19 protein-coding genes are annotated in these 25799 nt (G+C 33.3%); 9 read left to right on the forward strand and 10 right to left on the reverse strand.

From position 1 onward, the window contains the following. Positions 1–2: 2 nt before the first annotated feature. From Q5I06_RS03030 to Q5I06_RS03040, 3 genes are all read left to right on the forward strand, one after another. Entirely contained in the window at positions 3–1661 is a 1659-nt protein-coding gene (locus Q5I06_RS03030; protein WP_305516959.1) for a vWA domain-containing protein, read from the forward strand. A gap of 74 nt (positions 1662–1735) precedes the next feature. Continuing rightward, positions 1736–5875, forward strand: a complete 4140-nt coding sequence (locus tag Q5I06_RS03035; protein ID WP_305516958.1) for an autotransporter domain-containing protein — start codon at positions 1736–1738, stop codon at positions 5873–5875. Positions 5876–6016: 141 nt separating this feature from the next. Beyond that, positions 6017–6544, forward strand: coding sequence for an HNH endonuclease family protein (locus Q5I06_RS03040; RefSeq protein ID WP_305516957.1), 528 nt, complete (start codon positions 6017–6019; stop codon positions 6542–6544). A gap of 264 nt (positions 6545–6808) precedes the next feature. Here Q5I06_RS03040 and lepA read toward each other — a convergent pair whose 3' ends face one another. Continuing rightward, positions 6809–8608 (reverse strand): translation elongation factor 4, encoded by a 1800-nt coding sequence (gene lepA / locus Q5I06_RS03045; RefSeq protein ID WP_370690923.1) that lies wholly within the window; start codon positions 8606–8608, stop codon positions 6809–6811. A 165-nt stretch (positions 8609–8773) separates the two neighbouring features. On the opposite strand from lepA, the gene Q5I06_RS03050 reads away from it, so the two are divergent. The 3 genes from Q5I06_RS03050 (at position 8774) to Q5I06_RS03060 (ending at position 10851) form a co-directional block, all read left to right on the forward strand. After that, the gene (locus tag Q5I06_RS03050) at positions 8774–9409 is read left to right on the forward strand and encodes an amino acid ABC transporter permease (RefSeq protein WP_305517014.1); all 636 of its coding nucleotides are present in this window, start codon (positions 8774–8776) and stop codon (positions 9407–9409) included. Positions 9410–9424: 15 nt separating this feature from the next. Further along, the gene (locus tag Q5I06_RS03055) at positions 9425–10084 is read left to right on the forward strand and encodes an ABC transporter permease subunit (protein WP_370690925.1); all 660 of its coding nucleotides are present in this window, start codon (positions 9425–9427) and stop codon (positions 10082–10084) included. 83 nt (positions 10085–10167) lie between these two features. Then, on the forward strand, positions 10168–10851 hold the full coding sequence (locus tag Q5I06_RS03060) for an MqnA/MqnD/SBP family protein (protein ID WP_305516955.1): 684 nt from the start codon (positions 10168–10170) through the stop codon (positions 10849–10851). 3 nt (positions 10852–10854) lie between these two features. Here Q5I06_RS03060 and Q5I06_RS03065 read toward each other — a convergent pair whose 3' ends face one another. The 8 genes from Q5I06_RS03065 to Q5I06_RS03100 form a co-directional block, all read right to left on the reverse strand. Further along, positions 10855–11715, reverse strand: coding sequence for a hypothetical protein (locus Q5I06_RS03065; protein ID WP_305517018.1), 861 nt, complete (start codon positions 11713–11715; stop codon positions 10855–10857). An 8-nt stretch (positions 11716–11723) separates the two neighbouring features. After that, a complete protein-coding gene (locus tag Q5I06_RS03070; protein WP_305516954.1) occupies positions 11724–12971 on the reverse strand; it encodes an N-acetylmuramoyl-L-alanine amidase family protein in 1248 nt (415 codons plus the stop codon). Between the two features lie 3 nt (positions 12972–12974). Beyond that, the gene (locus Q5I06_RS03075; RefSeq protein WP_305516953.1) at positions 12975–14066 is read right to left on the reverse strand and encodes a nitronate monooxygenase; all 1092 of its coding nucleotides are present in this window, start codon (positions 14064–14066) and stop codon (positions 12975–12977) included. A gap of 16 nt (positions 14067–14082) precedes the next feature. Beyond that, on the reverse strand, positions 14083–15327 hold the full coding sequence (tyrS, locus tag Q5I06_RS03080) for a tyrosine--tRNA ligase (protein WP_305516952.1): 1245 nt from the start codon (positions 15325–15327) through the stop codon (positions 14083–14085). A 9-nt stretch (positions 15328–15336) separates the two neighbouring features. After that, positions 15337–17478 (reverse strand): RelA/SpoT family protein, encoded by a 2142-nt coding sequence (locus Q5I06_RS03085; protein ID WP_305516951.1) that lies wholly within the window; start codon positions 17476–17478, stop codon positions 15337–15339. Between the two features lie 12 nt (positions 17479–17490). Then, positions 17491–17709 (reverse strand): DNA-directed RNA polymerase subunit omega, encoded by a 219-nt coding sequence (locus tag Q5I06_RS03090; protein ID WP_305516950.1) that lies wholly within the window; start codon positions 17707–17709, stop codon positions 17491–17493. Positions 17710–17741: 32 nt separating this feature from the next. Beyond that, positions 17742–18458, reverse strand: a complete 717-nt coding sequence (gene pyrH / locus Q5I06_RS03095) for a UMP kinase (RefSeq protein WP_305516949.1) — start codon at positions 18456–18458, stop codon at positions 17742–17744. Between the two features lie 66 nt (positions 18459–18524). Then, positions 18525–19820 (reverse strand): adenosylmethionine--8-amino-7-oxononanoate transaminase, encoded by a 1296-nt coding sequence (locus Q5I06_RS03100; protein WP_305516948.1) that lies wholly within the window; start codon positions 19818–19820, stop codon positions 18525–18527. A 189-nt stretch (positions 19821–20009) separates the two neighbouring features. Between Q5I06_RS03100 and Q5I06_RS03105 the strand changes: the two genes are divergently transcribed. The 3 genes from Q5I06_RS03105 to ftsZ are packed head-to-tail and all read left to right on the forward strand — an operon-like array spanning position 20010 to position 24024. After that, the gene (locus Q5I06_RS03105) at positions 20010–21476 is read left to right on the forward strand and encodes a peptidylprolyl isomerase (protein ID WP_305516947.1); all 1467 of its coding nucleotides are present in this window, start codon (positions 20010–20012) and stop codon (positions 21474–21476) included. Positions 21477–21485: 9 nt separating this feature from the next. Then, on the forward strand, positions 21486–22874 hold the full coding sequence (gene ftsA / locus Q5I06_RS03110; RefSeq protein WP_305516946.1) for a cell division protein FtsA: 1389 nt from the start codon (positions 21486–21488) through the stop codon (positions 22872–22874). Positions 22875–22887: 13 nt separating this feature from the next. Beyond that, positions 22888–24024, forward strand: a complete 1137-nt coding sequence (gene ftsZ / locus Q5I06_RS03115; protein WP_305516945.1) for a cell division protein FtsZ — start codon at positions 22888–22890, stop codon at positions 24022–24024. A gap of 198 nt (positions 24025–24222) precedes the next feature. On the opposite strand, the gene Q5I06_RS03120 is transcribed toward ftsZ, so the two are convergent. After that, positions 24223–25797, reverse strand: coding sequence for a phosphoethanolamine transferase (locus tag Q5I06_RS03120; protein WP_305516944.1), 1575 nt, complete (start codon positions 25795–25797; stop codon positions 24223–24225). Positions 25798–25799: the final 2 nt, after the last annotated feature.

Genomic DNA, 25799 nt, shown 5'->3' on the forward strand with positions numbered 1-25799 from the left:
AAATGAAAAGATTTTTAGCTGATAAAAATGGGGCAATCGCATTGATATTGGCAATCATCGCACCGCTAATTGTAGCTCTTTTGGCACTTAGTTTTGATGGAGGCAATCTTCTTTTAAAACAAGCTCGTCTTCAAGATGCTCTAAGGGAAGCTGCATTAGGTGCAAATACTTTATCTTCAGAGGGGGAGAAGCGTAAATTTATAGAATCTTATCTCAAAGTTTATTTCAATAACAAAAATATGAATTTTTCAAATATTTCTAACACTAAGACTCAAAGTACAAAAAAATCAAAAGAAGAGATAGATACAGCAGAGATTATCAACTCCTATGCACAAATGTCTCTAAATAGATGGTTTAAAATAAATCTGACCAAAGAAGCAAGTACCACACTTAGTGCAAAAGTTTCCATAGAACCAACCAATGGAGTTGATCCAAATGTAGATTATGTGTTCGCAATGGATTTTTCTAGCTCAATGAAAGAAAGTTTTTTTACCAAAACCTCTAAAATAGGATTTTGCAAACCAGACAGTCCTGATTATGATGAAATCATTTGTAATAAACTTAAAGTTGGTGCTAATCGTGCTGAAGTGATGCAAATAGTAATCCAAAAAATCATCCAAACCATCAATGCAACCCCCAATCATTCATCTAAATTCGCTTTTTTGCCATTTTATGCAGGTTCTCAAATCAAAAAACCTTTTACTTATAATCTCAATATGGGTGGCAAAAATACAGAACAAAGTCAAGAGGCTTCTTATTATGCCCTTCAAGTTACCTTTAAGCCAGAATATCGCTTATCTGATTATGATTTTTGGTCAGGGGTGATGCCTATTGGATCTGCTGTCATTGATAATCATCGCCTCACTTTTGATACCCCACCATACTCCACACATGAAGAACGATCTAATGCTATGGCACTTTTCAAACGTCTCACAAGACCAAAAGAAAATCTTATTCATACACATATAGAAAACAATCTCCCTAAAATTATTGATTACGAAGAAACTTTAAAAAACATGTTTGATCCTAATAAAATTTTTAGTTTTCGCTTCTATGGATTCCAAGATTTTAATAGCTTTATACCAGAAGCTAGAATCAATGGTGTCGCTTACGATTATTATGGAGATAAAAAAAATATATCCAAAGAGTCGATGAGAAAATTAGATATGAAATTTTATGAACAAGATTTTAAGCGAATAGATAATCCAAAAATATTAGATATTTTAAATTTAAAACCTTTTGATTCAGATAACTTAGGTGGAGGTCTAACGCTTGTCTCTACAGCAATTTTAAGAGGGGCAGCTCTTCTTTCTCAAGGCAAAAACAAACGTCGTATTTTAGTGATTATTACTGATGGAGTTGATTTGGAAAATGTAGGAAGCTCTATTAGCAGTGAAACAGATCTTTTATATATGGAAAACAAGCTCTTTTCTATGGGAATGTGCGAGAAAATCCGCAATGAATATAAATCAAGAGGTGTAAATGTAGATTTATTTTTCATCAATATTTCTCTAAAAAACGAATCAAAAAATACCCTCAAACGATGGCAAAAATGTGCTGGAGAAAAAAATGCTGCGGTTGTCGAGAATATCGATGAATTCCTCAAGACATTCAAGCAATTTATTTTTGGAAATGAATTAGGGAGATTTACTAATGGATAAATAAAACTCTAATTTGATTTTCAAAAATATTCAGCCATATAGCTGAAATCAAAAATATTACAAAAGGATATACTATGAACAAAGCCTTAAGCATTTTTTTATTAGGTGGTATAGCTATTACAACACAAGCGAGTGAAAATGACTTGTGTTCTGGAAGATATAGTGGGATTTCTTGTTCAAAACTTCTAAATTCAGGAAATGGTTATAGCAAAAAAATTGGTGAAAATGTAGAACATTTATTGATAAACAATAAAAAATCTCCTGAGCTCTCAAATATTGATACCTTGATATTTTACTATACCCTACCCTCTGAAGATGGGAGTGTTCCTAGTAGCAATCTCACAATAAAAGATCGAAAAATTAATCTTGCGCTTGATCAAAACGAAGGTGGTCGCATCAGACAAAACTCAATAGGACCATATTCGCATCTTAAACTTATAGCAACTCAAGCAGGTGATGGAGAAATCAATGGGTTGCGTATTGGTATTGGGGATACAAGCATTGCTCCATTGCAAACAGATCTTAAAAACCAGTATCTCCAATCAGGAAGTCTAGAAGCCTCTATGGAGCAAAATGGAGATTTAAATATTTCAGGATTGATTTACATGGGGAATGGATCGAGCTTAAATGCAAATATAAAAGGAAAAATTAACTTCAACTCCAAAATGCAAAACTCTATCACTTATCCCAAAACTAGATATTATGTCGGTAATGAAACCGATGAAGACAGCTTTGCATATGAATTTTACAATGATATAAGCTCTATGGATAATCCAAAAGATGATACTGCTATCATTTCTCAAAATATAAATCTAAACCTCACCTCAACTGGATTTAATAATTCAGGATGGCTTTACATAAGTGGTGCTGCAAGCAATGCTAAAATCAACCTCTCTGCAAATAGTTTTGAAAATGGGGTTTTTACTCAAAACCCAGACTACATACAACATCATAGTGCCTCTATAATAGACGCTCTCAATAATATATCTAATAGCATTAATTCAAAGCCCTTCACAGAGCAACTCAACTGGAAAGAAGGTCGTATATTCGTATCTGATTATGCAACATTTAATATCATAGGAAATGTGGAAAATGGGCTATATGGAAACATACTTCTTATAGATGGTGGTGTTTTAAATATCAATGGAAACTTTACAAATAATGGTTGGCTACTATCTGGAGCTATAGACACTAAAGATTTTGGCTATATCAATGTCAACGGCACAAGCGAACTAAAAGAAAATACTCAAATCGCCATCATCACAAATCCAAATAAACCCGTAGTTGGAAACAAAGCCTACCTTATACTCAAAAGTGCTGGAGGAATCACTGAAACATTTTCTAAAAAAGATTTAGATTCAAAATCACCCAATAACACTGGAACAAATAATATCATTCACCTGTTTAATGCCACCAATCAAAATGGCTCACTTATTAATGTTTCAGAGTCATATATAGGTTCTAATCTTGTCTTTGATACTGCATTTTCAAACGATAATAAAGAGTTTTATGTAATATTAAAACCTTCACAAGTGGCTAAAACAAAAAGCGTACAAGAGCTTATTAAAGAAGCTTCAAATCAAGCGGTGGAGCAAAAAAAGTTTCAAGAAAACAAAAAAAATACTATGGACAAAAAAATAGCTTTGCAAAAACTTTTAGAACAACAAAGCATTAATGAACAAAAATTACAAGAATACAAAATCATAGCAGAAGCAGAATTTATGAATGAAAAACTTCAAAGTATTCAAAAAGATATTGATATCCAAGAACAAGAATTAAAAAAACTAAAACCAGCTTACGATCTAGCTAACGCACAAAAAGCAGAAGAACTAAAAGGTGTTCCATTTAAAGATCAAGTGCCTATTAGAAAAAAATACAACTCTCACCCAGATATTAAAGCCTACCAAACATTGGAAAATAGAATAAGAGATGCAAAATACACATTAGAAGATATAAAAGATGCACTTCCAGAAAAAAATACTCAAAAAGAAAAAATCACAAAACTAGAAGAAATCAAAAATAAATATGAAGCCTCTTCTAGCTACAATCCAGTTCTTTTAGAAAAAATATTCAATGCTTCTAATTCCTATATTAACGCATTGGATAATGCAATGAGAGATACAATAGAAGGATTGAAATTTTTTGCAACAGATAAACAAATAGATATTTTGAGAAAGGATTATGATACACAAGAAACTAAAAAATATTCCACTTTTGAAGAGTTTTTGAATGCTCAAACACAAATAAATATAGAAAAAATAATCCCATCCTTAGAAAAAAATCAAGAAGAACTCAAACAAATAACAGAACAATATACCTCTTTTATCGATAAAAAATACAAAAGATTTGAAGAACTAGTTAAAGATTTTAGAGAAAAACGTAGCAATTATAGAGAAGAAAAAGTAGCCAAACAAGCAGAATTAGCCAACAATAAAAAAGCAGCTCAAAATGATTTTGATGCGATTATTGGGCAAATAAAAAATGCACCTACCCCTGAAATCAAAAACTTACAAGAACAGCTAAATAACAAACAAAAAGAGCTTCAAAGCAATACGGAATATCAAAAATTACTACAACAACAAAATGATGCAGAAAAATATTCCGATGAATGGTATGATGCTTATGACAAAATAGAAGCATTAGCAGAATACAAAGCTATTAATAAACTAGAGTTTGATCTCAATAAGGCTAAACGTGCTCAAGCTAACAAAAAATTCACTCCTGAAGATATACTCAATGCAGATGAGAGTACTTTAAAGAGCTATGCAGAGATACTTTCTGCACCTAAAAATGAAAATGACAATCCCGATAATATCACGTCAGAAAGATTAAAAGAATATGCAAAACTTCTTCTAGATGCGAATATAGCTCTAAATGGAGATTATCAAAAAGGCATCAAATCTGGTGGGACTCTTTTAAATGAAGAATTACAAAAAAAACTATCTGAACTAGGAAAAGAAACTGTCGCCAAACTAGAGGAAATTACCAATACTATAGAGTCAATCCGCAACAAAAAAGAAGAGTTTATAAATAATCTCTTAGTAGCTCAAAACCAAAATTCCAATATGAAACGTAAAATGGATATTTTAAATGGCATTAAAAATCTATCTGATGAAATCGCTACTTCACTCATCGCCCATATTAAAGATGAAGCAACTCTTCAACATATGGTTGATGCAATAGAAGAAAATATAGACGATCTCTCCACTCAAACAAAAAATAATTCTATCTCTAAAACCGTCAATCTCATTTCTTCTACCCTTACTCAAAATAGACTAGCCTTACAGAGCAATCCTTTCAGCACTAATAATCCCATTGCTAGAGCTATTTTAAAACTATCCAAAGAAAGATATGTGCTAGATGAAAACATCCAAATGGATACTTTTGATGCACTCCAGGAGGCTTTTAGCAAAGAAGAAGATCAAACTATGGATATATGGGCATCAGCAATCGGAGGATATGCACAAGCTAATGGAAATTCTATCATTTATGGAGGCTCTATAGGCTATGATATGATATTAGAAGAGTCGTTGATTTTGGGATTTTTTGGAACTTATGCTTATGCCAAAAGCAATAATCAAGGCAATATAACTGCAAAATCTCATAATGCACAAATTGGTGTATATTCTAGATATTTTAGAAATCAACACGAATTTGATGTAAATATCTCCCATAATATTGGCTTTGTAAATCAAAATCGAATAATGCAAATAGCAAGTATTACTTCTACACAAAACTCAGATTATATCAATCAATCCACCAATGTATCGCTTAGCTACGGATATGCTTTTGATGCAAAAGAAGATAGTAATTTTTATATCAAGCCCTTAATAGGAATAAGTGGAACTTACAATATACAGGGAAATTATGAAGAAAAAGGTCTAAGATTTGAACAAATAAGACAAGGACACTTCACATTCGATACAAATGTCGCAATAGAGTTTCGTAAATATTTTAAAAATGGTGGGTATTTTTATGTAATTCCAGGAATCGATTACCTAGCTTACAATAGTCAAAAAACTATCACTCACAAATTAGGAGGTATAGAGATTATTTCTCCAGTGGAACAACCCAATAAAATTTACTATACAGCCATGGCAGGAGGAGAGCTCAAAATAAATAAAAGCTTCTTTGCATTCGGATCTTTGGGTGCTAAAATTGCCTCCAATGAACAATATTACAATGGTTCTGTAGGTATGAGGTATAAATTTTAATTTTTATTGAATTTTTAAATTTTTAAAATTCCCCTCTTGTTTATTAGGGGGAATTTTCTTCCAAAAAGTTTCAAATATTACAATTCTATTTATTTTGAACATAAAAATATATAATCAATAAAAATCATTAGGAAATAAAAAATGGAAGCAAATAAAGGCAATTTTTATAAAATACTCAATGGAAATATGCAATTTATTATCCCAGTATATCAAAGATATTACAGCTGGGAAAGGGAGCAATGCAAACGGTTATGGAAAGATATCTATAATATGCGAACGCGTAATTTTATCCTCAGTCATCTTGAAAATTTTAATAACAAAGAGCCTATTATTACTGAAAACTATACCATTGAACACATTATGCCCCAAAACGAAAAAATAAATAATCACTGGAAAGAAGCTCTTGGACAAAATTGGAAAGAAATTCAAAAAAAGTACTTACATACAATCGGAAATCTAACTCTTACTGCCTACAATTCTGAAATGAGCGATAAGTCATTTCAAGAAAAGCTCAATACAAAAGGTGGCTTTATAGAAAGCGGTCTGAAGATTAATAACTTTATCCGAAAACAAAATAAATGGAATGAAGAAACTATACAAAATAGAGCAAAAGAATTGGCAAAAATAGCTAGTAAGATATGGAGCTACCCTGAATTGCCTATAAACTAGACACCAATTTTACAGATATCATCATACAAAAATAGAGGCTTTGCGTCTGCGTAAATATGAATTTTGAAGAAATAAATGATCCATACAAAATTTGCAGAGACATTATCAATAACGGGCATTGGGGAAATCGTAATGTCGAATTATTTTTTGAAAAATAAGCGACATTGATAAAATAATGCAAATCATTGAGCAATCTTATAATCTACAATCAGAATAAGAACACCCTATCTCTTTTGTAATCTAACACAAAGAGAGATAAAAAATTCAATCTATCTTCAGCACTGCTAAAAAAGCTTCTTGTGGAAGCTCAACTTTACCAATAGCTTTCATTCTCTTTTTGCCTTCCTTTTGTTTTTCTAAGAGTTTTCGCTTTCTAGTAATATCACCTCCATAGCATTTGGCAGTAACATTTTTTCCCATTGACTTCACGGTTTCTCTAGCGATAACCTTATTGCCAATACTTGCTTGAATAGCGACTTCAAAAAGCTGTCTTGGAATGATTTCTTTCATTGATTCTACTAGTGCTTTACCTTTCTCATAAGATTTATCCTTATCGACAATCACACTGAGTGCATCCACAACCTCACCTGCCACTCTAATATCTAACTTGACCAAATTACCTTCTCTAGATTCAATAGGTTCATAATCAAAACTTGCATAACCCTTCGTACAAGATTTGAGTTTATCATAAAAATCCATCACAATTTCATTGCTAGGAAGAGCATAAACAAGCAATACTCGTGATTGTGTAAGATACTCCATCTTTTCTTGAATTCCCCTGCGATTACTCAAAAGTGTAATAATATTTCCTAAATATTCGCTAGGTGTGATTACAGAAGCCCTGACATAGGGTTCTTCTATAGAGGCAATTTTTTGTTCTGGTGGAAGTTCGCTTGGATTTTGGACAAAAACTTTACTTCCATCTGTAAGCGTAACTTCATAAATAACTGTTGGAGCAGTGGCGATAAGATCAAGTGAAAACTCTCTTTCTAATCTTTCCTTTACAACTTCCATATGTAACAATCCCAAAAAGCCAACCCGAAATCCAAAGCCTAAAGCGACACTTGTCTCTGGTTCAAAACTGAGTGCAGAATCATTCATTTTGAGCTTATTGAGTGCATCTCTTAACTCTTCAAATCGATCAGTATCAATAGGATATATTCCTGCAAAAACAAATGGTTTAGCTGGTATGAAGCCTTCGATAGGTTTAGATACCGGATTTTTCGCATCTGTAATCGTATCTCCAACTGCCATATCTGTCACATTCTTCAAACCAAGCGAGATAATGCCAATCTCTCCACAGCTTATTTCTTTTGTAGAAATCTTATGCACTGGATGAGGATAATACAGAGCTAGAACTTCGTGCTTTTTGCCCGTGCTCATCACAAGTACTTCTTGACCCACCTTGATAGAACCATCTTTTAGACGCACCAAAGCCAAAGCTCCCAAATAATTATCAAACCACGAATCATAAATCAAAGCTTTTGTGGGAGCATCTTTATCTCCATTTGGAGGAGGAATTTGACGCACTATTTTCTCTAACAGCTCTTTAATCCCTATTCCGCTTTTTGCACTTACCTGCAATACTTCTGTGCAATCAATTCCGATGGTTTCTTCAATATCTTCAGCTACTGCAATAGGATCAGCAGCAGGAAGATCGATTTTGTTAATAACAGGAATGATTTCAAGATTATTTTCTAATGCTATATAAACATTAGCGATGGTTTGAGCCTCTACACCTTGAGAAGCATCCACCACTAGCAAAGCCCCCTCACAAGATCCAAGCGATCGCGAAACTTCATAACTAAAATCAACATGACCGGGAGTATCAATAAGATTTAAAATATATTCTTCTTTATCTAAGATATATTTTAATCTCACAGACTGTGCTTTTATGGTAATACCACGTTCTTTTTCAATATCCATAGTATCCATAATCTGACTTGTCATCTCTCTCTCGCTCACTCCGCCACATTCTTGAATAAGCCTATCTGCCAACGTACTTTTACCATGGTCAATATGGGCAATAATAGAAAAATTTCTTATATGTTGCATCTGGGTCATTTATATCCATTTTTATTTTTATTGTATTGTATCAAATTATTCATTATAACCTAAACATTGCGTTATTTCAGAGAGTTGAGAAAACTCTGTAAGCCAAATGAATTTCTCTATATTTTCAGGGTACAATTCTATAAAAAAGGATGATAATTGCTAGATTGGAACTTTATGATACATTCAATACCTGCATATACAAAAGGCTTATATCTAACCTTGCAGATATCATTTTGGGGTATTTTGATTGCCATAGTAATAGGCTTTGTAGTCGCAACAACACTCTATTATCAAGTTAAATATCTCAAAAATATCTCAAAAATCTATATTGAAATTTCACGCAACACCCCTATGCTGATTCAACTTTTTTTCCTGTATTATGGGTTTGGACAGATTGGATTTAAGCTTGAAGCCTATGAATGTGCGATTATCTCTGTAGCTTTTTTGGGAGGAAGTTATATGGCAGAAAGCTTTCGTTCTGGCCTAGAGTCTATCAGCAAAATCCAAATTGAATCAGGAAAAAGCTTAGGGCTAGGAAAAATCAGTCTGCTTTATCATGTTATATTGCCTCAAAGTCTAAGTGTTTCCATTCCCTATCTTGGAGCTAATGCTATTTTTTTACTCAAAGAAACCTCTGTTGTGAGTGCTATAGCCTTGGTTGATGTAATGTTTGTGACAAAAGACTTTATCGGAACGTACTATAAAACAAATGAAGCTTTGATAATGTTGGTTTTAAGCTATTTGATAGTTTTATTACCAATGTCTGCATTTTTTGTTTTTTTAGAACATCATTACAGAAAAAGACTTTAAGGAAATATGATGAATATGATGTTTCTTTTTGAGCCTAATACTATTTTGAGATTTGCACATGGTATTTTTATCACGCTTTATGTATCTATCATTTCAATCATTATAGCCATTTTAGGTGGGATAGTAATGGGCATTATTATGGCTTCCAAATCAACTCTAGCAACTTTTTTATGCCGCTTATACTTGGAAAGTATCCGCATCATACCAATTTTAGCATGGCTATTTATAGTATATTTTGGTTTATCTACTCTTTCTGGAGTGCATATCAACGCACTAACAGCCAGTATTTTAGTATTTGGCTTGTGGGGCATTGCAGAAATGGGCGATCTTACACGTGGGGCTTTGACATCTATCGCTCTGCATCAAACTCAAAGTGCCAAAGCCATTGGTCTAAACAGGATACAAATAGCTGTTTTTGTAATTTTTCCACAAGCATTTTTGCGACTACTACCAAGCTCTATCAACCTATTCACTCGAATGATAAAAACTACTTCTTTGCTTGCCCTAATAGGAGTTATTGATTTGCTCAAGGTGGGACAACAGATCATTGAAGCTAATATCCTTAAAATTCCTGATGCTAGTTTTTGGGTATATGGAGCAATTTTTATTATTTATTTCTTTCTATGTTACCCCCTATCTATTTTGAGTAAAAAATTAGAAGCCAAAATATCATAGACATTAGAAAATATTTTTGTTTAATACAAGTATTATTATTTTTAGGTAAAATTAATCCTATCTGAAAATAAAGGCGACTGTAAATGCGATTTGGAAAAATAGACTACCTTAATCTTGCTCCATTTGATGTGTTTATCAAATCATACCCTACAACCTCTAGCTTTAAAAAGTTTTTACAATCGCATAAATCTTATCCCGCTAGATTAAATAAAGATTTTTTATTCAAAAGAATTGATGCGGGATTTATCTCTTCTATTGCCGGATATCAGTCTTCTCTTAAAAATAAAGTTACAACTTCTGGTATTATAGCCAAAGGAAGCGTTTGGAGCGTAATTGTAATGCCTACCTCACAATCAGAAGACTACCAATCCGCCACCTCAAATGCCCTATGCAAGGTGTTGGATCTAAAAGGTGAGGTACTTATCGGGGATAGAGCCTTATTATATAGATATAATGGTGGGGAACACATAGATATGGGAGAGAGATGGTATCAAAAAAAACATTTACCTTTTGTGTTTGGAAGATTTTGCTATAACACGCACGGTGACTTTTATAAGAATCTATCCAAACATTTCAACCAAAAAAAGACTAAAATCCCTTACTATATTCTAAATGAATATTCACAAAAAACTTCTATTCCAAAAAAATATATCCTTGAGTACCTCAAACATATCTATTACAAAATAGGGCCAAAAGAAAGATTAGGTCTTAAACGTTTTTATAGAGAACTTCTCTTTAAAAAAATCAAAAAGCCTTCAAGATTTTAAAATTTATTTCAAATAAAATTCCCTCAATAAACTCTTATACATCCACTCTCCATACCACCCCAAAAATACTAACAAATAAAATGATTTTCTAGCATTGTAGTAATCTTGTGCTTGTGAAATGGTATTAGAACAAAGTAGGCATATCAAAATGCCTAAGATCATAAGCAAAATATTAGCATATTCATAATGTCCAAAAAGCTCTTTATGAGTCAGAAATACTCGTAAAAAAAGCACTAAACACAAACAAAAAACCATAAAGTCTATATATAAAAATGCACTGGATTTATCATAGTATGCTTGAAACCCAGAAGCAAAAAGTGCTATGACGCAAACATTCATAGAAGGACAAAAAAAATCAAGATATTTTCCAAATATATTTTTAGTATTAAGACCATAACCAAAACCAAAAAATACTAAAGGCAAAATCACAAAAAAAACATATATAAATCCAGATAGGATAATAGAACCAAAGTTTTCCGCCACAAGCTGACCAAAACCAAGCCTCTCAAAACTACTATCAGCTACAAATCCCAAGATAGTGGAATCAAGTGTTTTTTCACTACTAAGACGAAAAACAAGTAAAAAAACAAATCCTATGCAAAAAATGACACTTACAAGACGTTGCAATAAAACATCTTTATCCCATAGAGTGGATACAACCAAATAAAAAATTGACATCAAAATTCCACAAAAATAAAAAAAATTTATGATGCTATCATAAGCTCGTTCATCACGCGTAAGTATCAAGAATAATTGTGAAAAAATACTGCTAAATTGAGAGACTAAAAGCGAGAGTATGCTAAAAACAAACAACAAGAAAAATATAGATGAAAAAACAACCTTATACATATTAATCTTGTTCATTTCTTTCCTTAATAATTTTTTGCAAAAAACCCCTCAATGCCATCAGCTATACCTTTCGCTAGAAATCTTTGATAACGCTTATCATCAATACGTCTTGCTTCTATTGGGTTTGAATTATATCCTATCTCAATCAACACAGAGGGCATAAGTGCTCCTGCAAGAACCCAAAAAGGTCCTTCTCTAACCCCTCCATCTACCACTCCTTGATAATTTTTCCTAAGTTCTTTCAAAATTCCAAATTGTATATCTATGGCAAGTTTATTAGAAGCAATGAGCCGATGAGAATTCAAAGAATTTAAAAAAGAAAATCGTGAAAAATAATTCATTACATCTACATCATCTTTGTTTTCAAGTTCTGCCACCTTTCTAGCCCGTTCACTTCTTGCAGTAGAGAGAAAATAAGTTTCTATACCTTGCGGAGAATTACTAGAGTTTTTTGTCACAGAGTTAGCATGAATAGATACAAACAAATCTGCATTTTTAGCATTAGCAAAATCTGTGCGCTCTTTGAGGTTGATATAAACATCTTTATTTCGTGTCATATAAGTGATGTAGCCTCTTTTTTTCAATTCCTGCTCTAAAAATTTTGCAACGCTCAAAACAATATTTTTTTCACAAACTTTCGTAATACCCATTGCTCCACAATCCTTTCCACCATGTCCAGGATCAATAACTATTCTATATTTTTTTGTTTTATTTGATGGTGGAGAAACATTTTCGCGTTTAGCGGTTGAAATAGGAGTTTGATTTTTTTGTGGATGTTTTTTAGCTTCAGAAGACTGCGGGTTTGATGTTGTAGATTTTGAGGAATGAGATGTAGAAGTTTTGGTTGTCTTAGAAACCTGAGCTTGTATTTTTGGAGTTATTTTATGAGAAGGTAATGATTTTTTAGAAACCTCTGGAAGTTTATCAATCACGCTAATATATAAATGTTTTTGAACAATTCTTGTTTGATAAGAACTGTCTTTATTTGTTCTAACAACAATACGAACGATTTGTGAGTTATTTTGTGCTATAGAAATTTGAGTTTTGTTAGAGAAATTATAAACTTTCTTAGGAATAACCAAAATCGCCTTCATATCCAAAAAACTTCTAAAGTCTTTTAGAGTATGCTCCTTGATAACCAGCTTAGAAATATCTTGATCAAAAGTAATGCGGACACTACTTGTTCCAAATGGTATAATTTGGAGTATTTTAGGCTCTGAGGCAAAGGAAAATCCCAAGAAGCACAAAATGGCAATCAGGATTCTCCACACCCTCTACTCCTGTGTTAGTTCTTGTATGAGTTCTTTCACGCTTACTATCTTTTCGATACGATACCCATTAGCACCACTAAAATAAAGTCCTTCTTCCTTGTCTCCCAAATGTCCCTTACCTAAACTATCTGCTATACAATAACCTACCGCTTTTGCCTCTACTCCGCGATGACAAGGAGACACACAATTACTAATACACTTTACCCTAGGGGCATTTCCTTCTTGAAGTCTTTGAAGAACTCCTACGTTAATAGCCCTAGCAGGGTATCCAACAGGTGATTTTACAAGCTTTATATCATCTTTTTTGATATGTGGCAAAATATCAGCATAAGCTTTAGCATCGCATTCTATTGTCCCTAAAAACCTAGTGCCCATCTGCACCCCACTAGCACCTAATGCGATTACCTTATCAATATCAGATCTATCCCATATTCCACCTGCTGCAATCACAGGTATTTCACCCCATTGTTTTGCTTCATTTACGATTTGAGGAACCAAATTTTCAAGCTGAAATTCCTCTTTAAAGCAATCCTCATATTTAAACCCTTGATGTCCTCCACTCAGAGGACCTTCAACTATGATAGCATCAGGAACACGTTGGTAACGCTCTTCCCATCTCTTGCACAAAATTCTAAGTGCTTTTACTGAGGAGACAATAGGCACAAGTGCAACTTCTGGAAAATTTTTTGTAAATTCAGGCATATTTGTGGGAAGTCCAGCTCCGGTAACAATAATATTTGCTCCAGCCTCACAAGCATCACGCACAACCCTTCCATACTCATTAATAGCATACAAGATATTTGCACCTAACGCATTGTTTCCACATATCTTTCTAGCATTTTTGAATATCTCATTTAAGGCATACTTCGAATAAAAATTGATTGCCTCAAAAGGCTTGGAAGAAACTATCTTTTCAACAAATTGCATTTTTTTGTAATAGCCTGTTCCAACAGCACTTATAATACCTAGTCCGCCTTCTTTAGATACATTTCCTGCCAACTCATCCCAACTAATACCAACTCCCATACCTCCTTGAAATATAGGATATTTGATGGTATGTTTTCCAATTTTTAAAGGCTTTAGTGTCGTTTTCATTAATCCTTTCCCTTAATTATTTAATGACTGCTTTGATAAATTTTCTCTTACCTACTTGAATAATATAATCTCCACTTTGAAGCCTATAGTTTTGATCCATAATTTTATCTTTATTTACTTTAACTGCCCCTCCTTGAATATCACGTCTTGCTTGAGATGTTGATGATGAAAGATTTGCTAATTTTAATAACTCACAAATCCAAATATCCTTTTCAAATTCCATTTCTAAAATTTCGCTAGGCATCTCATCTTTTGCAAATACCTTATCAAATTCTTCTTTTGCATTGAGTGCAAATTCTAAACCATGGTATCTCTGGACGATTTCCAAAGCCAATACTTCTTTAGCTTTTTTTGGATGAAACACACCATCAATAACGCTATTTTTTAAACTTTGCAATTCTTTGATAGTTTTCGTGCTCAAAAGTTCATAATATTTCCACATCAGTTCATCTGAAATACTCATTATTTTAGCATACATTGAGTTAGGATTTTCTGTAACACCAATATAATTTCCCAAACTTTTGCTCATTTTATTAACCCCATCTAAGCCTTCAAGCAACGGCACAGTCAAGACCGACTGCTCTTTATTAATTCCATATGCCCTCTGGAGGGTTCTACCTACAAGAAGATTAAATTTTTGATCATTTCCTCCAAGTTCAATATCACATTTTAAAGCAACAGAATCATATCCTTGAAGAAGAGGATACATAAACTCTATGATACTAATAGGTCTGCCTTCTTTATATCGTTTTTCAAAATCATCTCTCTCTAACATTCTAGCTACAGAAAATTTAGATGTCAAATCAACTAACCCACCCACTCCTAAATCATTAATCCATTTGGAATTAAAACAAATTTCTGTGTGTTTTGGGTCAAGTATTTTAAAAACTTGCTCTTTATAGGTGAGGGCATTTTGTTGCACCTCTTCTTTGCTTAATTGTTTTCTAGTCTCGCTTTTTCCACTAGGATCGCCAATGGTAGCAGTAAAATCTCCTATCAAAAACTTCACATCTCCACCATATTTTTGGAATGTAGCTAATTTTTGAATGAGAACTGTATGTCCTAGATGAAGATCTGGAGCAGTAGGATCAAAACCCGCTTTTACAATAAACCTTTCTGAGCTTTGATTAAATCTTTCTACCAAAGAAGCAATATAATCAGCTCCGATAAATTCACTGCAACCCCTACTTATCTCGGCCATAGCCTCTTTTGTTTTATCGCTGAGTTCTGCTTTAAAATTTATCCTATGTTGCTCATCCATTATTATCCTCTAATTTTGATATGCGTCTTTTAAACTTGAAAATTCTATCATTTTATACTTTCTCATCAAAAAATCTCTAAACGATTTGACATCTTTCATATCTGTTTCAAACAAAATCTCACAATGTGTTAAAAACTGACTTTTATACCCCATGTAGGAAATACCCATAACATTACAATTATTATTTGCCAAGGTCGTCAAAAAATGTGCCAAACTCCCCTTTTTATCTTCAAGGGCAACGATAATTTTAAAAGCTGTTTTCATCTTTTTTGCCCATTGTACAAAAACCATCGGGACACCCATCTCAATCTCATCTCTAAGTTTTTCACACAACTTATGATGAACAATAGCCTTTTGTCCTGATATTATAGCCAAAATTTCATCCCCATATTTTGGGTGACAACAATAGTCAAATAAAACTTCATTTACATTTCGATTTGTCCAAATAACAAAATTCTCTAACTCTATCTCTTTTATTTTTAGCATATTCATCTTTATTTTGGCAAAAAAGTTTGACTGGCTATTAAAGCTTTGTTTGATTTTATTTTTGAGTTCTTGTAAAAATCCTATGTCTTTGGTTGCCCTATGTATAGAAACATCTAACCCCTTCAGAGAAATATAACGTTCAAAAATTTTTCTATCTTTACTAAAAATTGTTGCTAGAATATTGACTGCACTTTTTTTCTCCACCTCTCGAATCTGATTTTGACGTTGAATTCTTAGATGACTCTTGGCTCTAGAGGTTTTAACCGCATCAATCCATGTTGATTTAGGCATACTTTGGGCATCTGAAATAATCCGAACAATATCTCCACTCTTTAAAGTTTGCAAGAGTGAAGCTTTGGCATTATTAATATAGGCTTCTTTTGCATTATCCCCTAACTCACTATGAATCGCATAAGCAAAATCAAGTGCTACTGCCCCTACAGGTAAAGTATAAGTATCTCCAGCAGGAGAAAAAACAACAATGTCTTCTTGATATAAATCATTTTTTGCAAGTTCATAAAACTCTTCAATCGTATTGTCTTGATATTGGAGATTATTGAGCCATTCTAAACTAGGAGCTATGCCTCCAGTTTTATATTTCCAATGAGCTGCAATGCCATATTGAGCACTTTTGTGCATATCAAAGGTTCGAATTTGCACCTCATAAATAGAAGATTCATCAAATATCGTAGTATGGATAGTTTGATAGCCATTTTCTTTGGGTAAAGCAATATAATCTTTAAATCTTGAAACAATAGGCTTAAAATCTAAATGCACAACACCCAATACCTTATAGCAATCAAGAGGTTCTTTCACGATAATTCTCACTGCCAACAAATCAAGCACCTCATCAATACTCACACCCTTTCTTTGCATTTTGAGATAAATTGAATAAGGACGTTTAACTCTGCTCTCTATGCGAAAATCAGATCCAGAAAGACCATTTTTTAAAAGCATATTCGTTAATTTCTCAGTAAAATCATTGAGTTTAAGCGATAATGGTTGTTTATTTTCCTTGATATATTCTTGAATTTTTTCATATTCTTGAGGAAAAATATAATAAAAACTCCTATCTTCAAGTTCGTTTTTTATCGAAGAAACGCCAAGTCTATGCGCTATAGGAGCATATACAACTAAAGTTTCTTCAGATATGCGAATTTTCTTTTCGTGTGTCAGTGGTTCTAAAGTGAGCATATTGTGGAGTCTGTCACTGATTTTTATGACCAGTGCTCTAGGATCTTTAATGGCTGCGACAAGCATTTTTCGAAAAGATAGAGCTGTGGTGATGAGTTTTTTGCTAGAATGATTGGGATTTAATTCTTCTTTGATTTCAACAATCTTGGTGAGTGCATCGACCAAAACGGCAACATCCTGTCCAAATTCATTTTTAATAAATTCTATATCGCATAAGGTATCTTCAACTACATCGTGCAAAAGTGCAGAACAGATCATTGCCTCATCTCCGCCATAAAAAGCCACTATACAAGAAACACAAATCGGATGAATTACATAAGCTTCACCACTCTTTCTTTTCTGGCCATCATGGTACTTGATAGCAATATCAAGTGCGTCTTGTATTTTTGGAGTGATTTTTGTCAGATCAACGAGGGTCTTTATTGCCTCTTGTTCAGTTTTGATCTGCTTTAAGGTATCAAAAAATTCCAATTGCTTATATGCCTAGGGATTTTTTTCATCAATTCTGTCGATACTTACTTTTCCTTCAGCAATCTCTTGAAGTGCAATATCTGCAAGTTTGTTTTGTTTCAAATCCATATCCACCAAAGGTTTTGCACCTGCACACAACTGTTTTACCCTAGCAAAGACCAAATTTGAAAGCAAATATCTATCATCTCCTGTTTTTTCCAATGCTTTTGATACAATTTCTTCTATTCTCAATTTCTATCCTTTTATTTTAATATTCAAATTCTCTATTTTACTACAGAACAAATTCCACCATCATTTTTGATGATTTCCAACAAATTTCCTTTTTTAAACATATTACATACCACTATAGGAAGCTTATTATCCTTAGCCAGAGCAATTGCTGTATCATCCATCACTTTAATATTATCTTTGAGTGCCTGATCATAGCTCAGCACATCAAGTTTTTTTGCATCTGTAAATTTATGCGGATCTTTGTCAAAAACACCATCAACCTTAGTAGCTTTCACAATCATATCTGCACCAATCTCAACAGCACGCAATGTAGCGGCCGTATCAGTAGTAAAAAAAGGATTTCCTGTCCCTGCTCCAAAAATAACAATTCTGCCCTTTTCAAGATGCCTAATGGCTTTTCGATAAATATAAGATTCACAAATTTCTTTTATCTCAATGGCACTCTGAACACGTACATCTATACCAATATGCTCAAGTGCTTCTTGCATTGCCACAGCGTTAATAACAGTGGCAAGCATACCCATATAATCCCCGCTTGTTCTTCTTATGATTCCCCCAGCAGAAGCACTCACGCCACGAATAATATTACCTCCACCAATAACAATCCCAACCTCTATCCCACTTTCAGAAAGAGTCTTAATCTCACTTGCAATATAACCCAAAATAGAGCTATCAATACCAAAGCCATTTTCTCCAGCTAATGCCTCACCTGAAAATTTTACCAAAACACGTCTCTTTTTGGTCTCCATAAAACCTTCCTTTTTAGATTCCTGCCACATTCGATCAATTTTTATGTAATTATATTTCATTCTTACTTAATATTTGATTTGTTTTAAAATGGTTTTAAGAGAATCAAAAACATATTTTATTTGATCGTGAGTAATGACATAAGGAGGCATAAAATAAATCGTATTTCCTAGAGGTCTTAACAAAATTCCAACCCTAAGTCCTGCCTCAAAAACTTCTAATCCTACTCTTCTATTTGGAGCAAAACCCACTAAATCAAACGCGAATACCATTCCCTTATAACGCATATTAGCGACAAAATCGATTTCGCTTAGATTATTCATAGTAGCAATAATAAATTTACTTAATTCCTTATTTTTATCAATCACATTTTCATTCTCAAAAATATCAAGAGTGGCGTTAGCACATGCACAAGCTAAAGCGTTTCCTGTATAACTATGAGAATGTAAAAATGCCTTTTGATGCTCATAAGGAGCATAAAATTTTTGATAAATATCATCACTCATCATCACTACAGATAATGGCATATATCCTGCAGTTATACCCTTTGATAAACATAGAAAATCAGGTACAACTTCACATTGTTCATACGCAAACAAAGTTCCTGTACGACCAAAACCTACTGCAATTTCATCAAAAATCACATAAATCCCTCTTTCTTGACACATTTGCACAGCTTTTTTGACATAAAAATTAGAATAGATGTGCATATTTCCAGCACACTGAATCAAAGGTTCTAAGATAAAAGCCGAGATGTTTTCCCCTTCCTTGTCCAAAATCTTTTCTAATTCCTTAAGTGCAAATTCAACATCTCCATCATTTTGGGGTACAGGAGCAACAACGCATTCAATGAGGATAGGACTATATGTTTTTTTATAAAGCTCCACAGCACCTACAGATAATGCCCCAATAGTCTCTCCGTGATAGGAATTACTCAAGGAAAGAAATTTGAATCGTTTTTTTCCATCAAGCAAATGAACATGATAGCTCATCTTCAAAGCCACCTCCACAGCAGAAGAACCATTATCAGCATAAAAACATTTGTCCAAACCTTTTGGTGTCAGATTTATCAATCTATCAGAAAGCTTTACGATTCCTTCATGTGTAAAACCTGCCAATATAACATGTTCAAGAGTGTCTATCTGTTCTTTGAGTTTAGAGTTGATATAATCATTGCTATGACCAAATAGATTAACCCACCAACTGCTCACACAATCAATATATGCTCTATTTTCAAAATCATACAAATAAACACCTTTGCCACTTTTAATAGGCACTATAGGAAGCTTCTCATGATCTTTCATCTGTGTGCAAGGATGCCATATACTCTTCATGTCTAAATCTATTATTTGCTTAGTATTCATCAAAATCCCTTTAAATTTGTCTCACATAAGCCTAATTTTAACGATTTTTGGTATAATCCTTAATGAAATTATGGGTATTTAGATAGGATTTTTAAGATTTCTAAAGATTTTTTTGAAACATTTAAGATATATTGGCACATTTTAAGAGTTAGGTTTTTGAAATTATAACTATAAAGGATTTTTCGCACAATGATAGAGTGGATGCAAAAACATAGAAAATATCTTGTTATCACAATATGGATCAGTTCAATAGCTTTTATTGTCGCTGGAGGGATAGGATGGGGACAATTCAACCTTAGCACATCTTTATTTGGTGATACGGTCATCAAGGTTGGAAATATCAAGATCAGCTCACAAGAATTTGAACAAGCCTACAATAATACTTATCAAACCTATGCTCAAGCGCTAGGTGGAAATATAGATCCTGATGAAGCAAAGAAAATGGGGTTAGATAAGATGGCAAAACAACTAGCCACACAGATACTCATTAATCAAGCTTTGGTTAGAAACTTTGCCCTAGATTTAGGATTGCGAGTTGAAGATTCTGAAGTGATTGATGAAATCACCAAAACCGATGCATTTCAAAATAATGGTCACTTTGATGAAGCTATTTACAAAGCAACCTTAAAAGAAAACAACTACAGACCTGTAGATTTCGAAAAAAATATCCGCGAAATGTTGCTTTTGCAAAAAATGACAAATTTGTTTCCTGATACCATCACCCCACTAGAATTAGATGCTGTATCTTCTGCGTTCAAACTGCAAGATAAAATCGAATTGTCCATCCTAGATGCAGATACTCTCCAACCAAAAATTACAGACTCTGAACTCAAAGCTTACTGGGAAAAAAATAAAGATAAATATAAAACTCCATCTCAATATGAAGTTCAATATCGTTTCGTAGATGCGAGTACGCAAAATGTATCTCCAAAAGAAGCTCAAAGCTACTATAATGAAAATAAAAGTCTATATATAAACGATAAGGGCGAATTAGAGTCATTTGAAAAAATCAAGACCAAAGTCCAAAAAGATATTCAGCTACATAAAGCTCTTTCAGTTGCAACAAAAGAATATCTCGACCTAAAAAAAAGCAATGCCACTGAGATTTCTAAAACGATCACCGAAGGTAGCAATCAATACCCTCCAGAAATTATGCAAGAACTTCAAAAGTCCAAAACAGGGCAAACTCTAAAACCACTAGAATACAAAAATGGTTATATTATTTTAAAACTGATTTCAAAAAAAGAACCTGAAATAAAAACCTTTGAACAGGCAAAAATACAGGCTATCTTGGATTTCACACAAACCAAAAAGATGGAACTTTTAAAACTAGAAGCACAAAATAAGCTCTCTTCTTTTAAAGGCAAGGATATTGGATTTGTAAATGTAAATTTCAAAGGAAAGATACAAGGACTTGATGAAAAAGAAGTATCCACCCTTATTAAAGAAATTTTTATTAACCAAAAAAAGTCAAATTTTGTTATAATAAACAATAAAGCGATTTTATATAGAATAAAAGAACAGAATTTTAACAATCCTATCAAGGATAATAGCACAATGGTAGCAATGACAACAAATCTAAAAACTCAATATCTGCAAAAAGTACTTATTGATTATCTTAGACAAAAATACACCATACAACGATACCAAGATTAGGAGGCGAGTTTGACCCATACAATACTAGGAGTGGATATAGGATCGAGCAAGATCTGCTCAATCATCGCTGAAGTGAGAGATGGTATCCCTCAAATTATCGGTACCGGAACACAAAAATCTTTAGGGGTTAAAAAAGGTGTTATTGTTAATATCGAACAAGCTAGTAAAAGTGTCAAAAGCTCTATTGTTGATGCTAAAAGAATGGCTGGTGTAGATAATATCAACAAAGCAATTATTTCTATTTCAGGAGCCTACACTAAAAGTATCAATAGTTCTGGTGTCATTAATATTCCTGGTAGTGAAATAAGCATCAAAGAAATAGGACGTGTTCTTGAGACTGCTCTTTATAATGCTTCTATACCCTCTGAATACGAAGTTATCCATGTTCTCCCATACAAATTTAAGCTTGATGATCAGGATTTTATAGAAGATCCGATGGGAATGAGTGGCACGAGACTTGAAGTTTTTGTGCACATTGTGACTGCTCAACGCACAAGTTTGGAGAATCTAAAAAAGACTGTCCGATTAGCAGGAGTTGAAATAGAAAATGTCGTATTGGCCTCTTATGCAAGTTCAATCGCTGTTTTAGATGATGATGAAAAAGAAATGGGTGTAGCCTGTATTGATATTGGCGGAAATACTTGCGAATTGATGATATATGATGGAAACTCTATGAAATATAACGACTTCTTAGGGGTTGGCTCTCATCATATAACAAGCGATTTGGCAATCGTTCTAAATACCTATGTTTCAGCAGCTGAAGCAGTAAAGATAAACTATGGTAACCTCGCTCCGATTTCAGATGAAAAATCATCTCAAAGGATTGAGGTTCCTTCTATTGGAGAAGGTGACAATAAGCATCTAGTTCTTCTGGAAACGGCTCAGGAAGTTATGCATTCAAGGGTTGTAGAAACATTGAGCATTCTCGCAAAATCCATCAGTCGCAGTGGTCTAAAAGATCAATTAGGTGCAGGAGTTGTTCTCACTGGAGGAATGACCAATATGGCTGGTATTGAAGAGATTGCAAAGGCTATTTTTCAAAGAATGCGAGTAAAAATAAAAAAACCTATTGATATTGGAGGACTTTTTGATGATCTTAAAGATCCATCAAATTCTACAGCAATAGGTCTTATATGGTATGGTTCAGGAAAACATACTAATTATGAAAAGGATTCAGAAAAAAATATTCGCTATAAAAAAGATAAGCTCAACTCAGAACCAATGCCCCAATACAATCAACAAAGAAGCTTTATTGAAGCAGATCTGACAAATCTAAAAGAACAAGTCACAAAAGATACGCAAAAAGTTCAAAAAAAAGATATAATTGAGGACATTGATAGTTCCAAAAAGAACACTGTAACCAATTTATTCACACGATTGGCATCAAAGTTATTTTAAGAAAGGTTAAAGAATGGCACAAGAAAATATAAAAATAGATATACAAGAAATTCACACTACAAATGGAGCTAAAATAACTGCTATCGGTGTTGGTGGTGGTGGATCAAATATGATAGCCCATCTTATAGCAACAGGAGCTCATAAAGATATAACACTCATTGCCGCCAATACAGATGTGCAACATTTAGATAAGTCTCCAGCTAGAATCAAAATTACTCTTGGCGAAAAACTAACCAAAGGCTTGGGTGCAGGGATGCAACCTGAAGTAGGCATGCAGGCAGCTCAAGAAAGTTTTGAAGATATAAAAGAAGCATTAGAGGGATCTGATATTGTTTTTGTATCTGTTGGATTAGGTGGTGGAACAGGTACAGGTGCTGCACCCATTATCGCTGCTGCTGCCAAAGAGATAGGTGCATTAACCATTTCTATCGTTACCAAACCATTCAAATTTGAAGGAAATAAACGCACCAAGATTGCTGAAGAGGGTCTCAAAGAACTTAAAAAAAATAGTGATGCCATTGTTGTTATTCCTAATGAAAAACTATTATCAACTATTAGCAAAAATACCGGTATCAAAGAAAGCTTCAGAGAAGTTGATAATATTCTCGCTCAAGCTGTAAATGGAATATCTGGGGTAATTTTAAACTACGGAGAAAATGATATTAATCTAGATTTTGCTGATTTAAAAACAGTGATGAGTCATAAGGGTCTTGCTCTGATGGGGATAGGTGAAGCCAAAGGTGAGAATGCTGCAGCTGAAGCAATAAAAGATGCTATCAACTCTCCATTATTTGACAATCTTTCTATTAATGGTGCAATGGGTGTTTTGGTGAATTTCGAAGTCAACACAAATTATCCTACAACTGAAATTAATGCGGCTATGCAGTTTGTAGAAGAAGCAGCACATCAAGATGCTGATATCATCTTCGGAACTCAGACAAGCGAAGATACAGCATTAGATTCTGTTAGGGTTACCATTGTTGCTACAGGATTTGAAAAAGAGATTATTAATGATGCTCAAGCAAACATAGAATCCCATGCTCGTCCCATGCCTAAAATATCCCTGGAAGCGATTAGGGTATCAAATGGAGACTATTATAATGAAGTCGATCTTGATATGCCAACAATGATGAGAAATCAAAAAGATTAAAACCATATATCAAAAATACTTCGCTCCTAAATGATGGTTTTATGGGTATATCCCGCTAAAACCATCATTTCCATCATAAAAAATTTTGCACATAACGAGTTTCTTAAAAATAAACAAAACAATCTTTAAAACCATAAATGTATAAAAAGATCAGATAGAGTCTTGTCTTACACTCCAAAATATATGGGATTTTATCTTTCACTCCAAAATATCAAGCTGTTTTTCATAGACACTTGTTTGAATATCGAGTAAATCTAGCATTGTATGGAATAAGTAATCCTGACTAAGTTGCCTGTCTTTTTGCTTATTGAGTCTATCAAAGTCTCCTTGAAATCCTCTCCCCAACCAAATCATCGAAGGAATATGTTTCTGAAAATCTGGAGAAAGTGCATAAGGTAATCCTCCATGCATATATTGCCCATATTCTCCCAAACTCTCTCCATGATCGCTCAAGTACCATAACCCCACAGAAAAACCTTTTTTCTCCTGCAAAGATGAGATAACCTGAGCAATAAAATAATCTGTATAAATAAGGGAATTATCATAAGCATTCACTATTTCTTGGTAAGAACATTTTTGTAGTTCTTTATCCTTGCATACAGGAGTGAATATCTCAAAATTTTTCGGGTATCTTTGATAATATAATGCCCCATGAGAGCCATGTAGATTTACCACTATCAAGGAATCTTTTTTTGCATTTTTTATCAATGCCCCAATCTCACCAAGCATTACTCCATCAAAATCCCCATCATTATAATACTTGATATTTTTTATCCTTACACAAACATCCCCCATACAACTCCCTCCATTATTGCTAATCCAATAAGTTTCATACCCTGCCCTTTGGACAATATCCAAAAGATTATCTATATATAATGATTGATTTCTTTTTTTGTAAGTTTGATGTGTGTAATTAGTGAGCATACAAGGGATAGAAATTGCAGTGATAACTCCACAAGAATAAAAATTTCTAAAATTGACCAAAGAATCTAGCTTCTGCGTATAGCGATTAGTGTCTCTGGCATAGCCATTTAAAGAATAATTAGCAGCTCTAGCACTCTCTCCGATAACTAAAACAAAAATTTTCTTATGATGATCTTCAGATAGTCTTGCATCTAATCCAATATGAACGAATTGCTTTGTATTCCCATAAGAATTCAAAACATAATCAACGCCCGATCGAATTGTAGAAATAGGATTTGTCATATAAATGATAGATTTAGAACTTTTAAAGGCAAAAACAATATTGCTACCTTGCCATAGATATATTCCAGATATCAAAAGCACATACATCAGAACAAAAAATATTTTTACATACATGCCCTTAACAAATGGGGTTTTAGAAGATAGTTTCATCATGTATAAAATAAAAATAGGAAAAATTACATAACCCAAAAATGAAAAGAATAATCCTATAGTAATAAATTCTTTTGCTTCAGAAAAATGCGTATTAAACAAGCTCTCTATAACCATATCATTGATAGTGATATCAAAAGTTTTCATATAATATTGACTCACTCCAGCAATACAAACAAGAATGCCAATCAACCATTTTGCAGTTATTCTAAACGTTATAAGTTCCATAGCTAAGCTCAAGATCAAAACATAGGCAATAAAGATCGTAGAAATAAGAAAATATCCACCATTACCATCTTCAATCGAATATGAATGGATTTTCAGCCAAAAAGTATCATTATAAAGCCCCACAAAAACAACTGCAAAAATAAAGATAATACAGTGATAAGAAAAAGAGTTTGAAAAAAGCTTTTTCACTT

The sequence above is a fragment of the Helicobacter cappadocius genome (genome assembly GCF_030688855.1).
Lineage (GTDB): Bacteria > Campylobacterota > Campylobacteria > Campylobacterales > Helicobacteraceae > Helicobacter_J > Helicobacter_J cappadocius.

Excerpts from the sequence above, each read along its gene's own strand:
- Q5I06_RS03030 (WP_305516959.1), top strand. The coding sequence starts at position 3 with ATGAAAAGATTTTTAGCTGATAAAAATGGGGCAATCGCATTGATATTG.
- Q5I06_RS03035 (WP_305516958.1), top strand. The coding sequence starts at position 1,736 with ATGAACAAAGCCTTAAGCATTTTTTTATTAGGTGGTATAGCTATTACA.
- Q5I06_RS03040 (WP_305516957.1), top strand. The coding sequence starts at position 6,017 with ATGGAAGCAAATAAAGGCAATTTTTATAAAATACTCAATGGAAATATG.
- lepA (WP_370690923.1), bottom strand. The coding sequence starts at position 8,608 with ATGACCCAGATGCAACATATAAGAAATTTTTCTATTATTGCCCATATT.
- Q5I06_RS03050 (WP_305517014.1), top strand. The coding sequence starts at position 8,774 with ATGATACATTCAATACCTGCATATACAAAAGGCTTATATCTAACCTTG.
- Q5I06_RS03055 (WP_370690925.1), top strand. The coding sequence starts at position 9,425 with ATGATGTTTCTTTTTGAGCCTAATACTATTTTGAGATTTGCACATGGT.
- Q5I06_RS03060 (WP_305516955.1), top strand. The coding sequence starts at position 10,168 with ATGCGATTTGGAAAAATAGACTACCTTAATCTTGCTCCATTTGATGTG.
- Q5I06_RS03065 (WP_305517018.1), bottom strand. The coding sequence starts at position 11,715 with ATGAACAAGATTAATATGTATAAGGTTGTTTTTTCATCTATATTTTTC.
- Q5I06_RS03075 (WP_305516953.1), bottom strand. The coding sequence starts at position 14,066 with ATGAAAACGACACTAAAGCCTTTAAAAATTGGAAAACATACCATCAAA.
- tyrS (WP_305516952.1), bottom strand. The coding sequence starts at position 15,327 with ATGGATGAGCAACATAGGATAAATTTTAAAGCAGAACTCAGCGATAAA.
- pyrH (WP_305516949.1), bottom strand. The coding sequence starts at position 18,458 with ATGGAGACCAAAAAGAGACGTGTTTTGGTAAAATTTTCAGGTGAGGCA.
- Q5I06_RS03100 (WP_305516948.1), bottom strand. The coding sequence starts at position 19,820 with ATGAATACTAAGCAAATAATAGATTTAGACATGAAGAGTATATGGCAT.
- Q5I06_RS03105 (WP_305516947.1), top strand. The coding sequence starts at position 20,010 with ATGATAGAGTGGATGCAAAAACATAGAAAATATCTTGTTATCACAATA.
- ftsZ (WP_305516945.1), top strand. The coding sequence starts at position 22,888 with ATGGCACAAGAAAATATAAAAATAGATATACAAGAAATTCACACTACA.